The following is an 879-nucleotide window of genomic DNA, read 5'->3' as shown; positions in this document are numbered from 1 at the left end:
GCTTTCTCGCTACTGGATTAGTCATTGCCAGTTATCTTCTAGCTCGCCAACCCTATAAGTATTCACGTAAGCTAAGCGACGTTTACCTTTTGTATGCCGTACCTGTTGTTACCTTGCCGTTGATTGTCGCGTTAGCTTCGCGCACAGGATGGCTAGCGACCATCATCGGTTTGTTGTTAGTGATTCCGTATATGTATCGCTTTGCAACCAAAGGCCGCTTTATTCGCTGGATCGCAGCTTTGGTTACGGGCTTGGTGCTCTCGTTCGTTGTAATGAGCATTGCATTCCCGGATGGAAGTGGACTGGCGACAGAGAAAGTGAATATGGAGTCGCCTCGAGCGTACACTTTCCCTCAAACCTTGGATATGGTGATCGAGAAACCGTTCACTGGCTACGGTTACGGTAAGTTTGAATCTGAGTACATGCTGTACACCGCGCGCCAGCATGCGCTGAATGAGAACTATCCTGCAGGCTTGCCATCGATGGATCATCCACACAATGAAATGTTGTACTGGGGCGTAGAAGGTGGGCTTCTGCCTGTATTAGGCATAATCCTCGCAATGGGATTGGTTTTACATCGGATTTATCAAGCCAAACGTGGCACACGCCTAGCGTTGCTCGCGTTATTCATTCCTATCGTACTTCACTCTCAGTTGGAATATCCGTTTTATCACTCTCTCGTGCACTGGCTGATTTTCATCATTTTGCTGTATTGGGTCGACCAGCGTGTATCGCGCTATCGCCAAGTTGGGTTTAGCAAAGTGACCAAAAGTCTACTGCGCGTTTTTAGCTTGGTAATTCCGGCCGTGTTTACCTTCTATATGGTGAGCGCACTACACACGAACTACATTCTGACGAAGTTCGAAACTACGCGACCAA

The 879-nt window shown here is 48.0% G+C and carries 1 protein-coding gene; it reads left to right on the top strand.

The window, feature by feature from the left end; translation table 11 throughout:
* Positions 1-879 (top strand): PglL family O-oligosaccharyltransferase (locus R7Z47_RS24275; RefSeq protein WP_318130692.1); only part of this gene is annotated, 879 nt, incomplete at both ends.

Source organism: Vibrio sp. 1641, from assembly GCF_033339995.1.
GTDB classification, from domain to species: domain Bacteria; phylum Pseudomonadota; class Gammaproteobacteria; order Enterobacterales; family Vibrionaceae; genus Vibrio; species Vibrio alginolyticus.
This window is presented reverse-complemented; position numbering and strand designations above follow the sequence as displayed.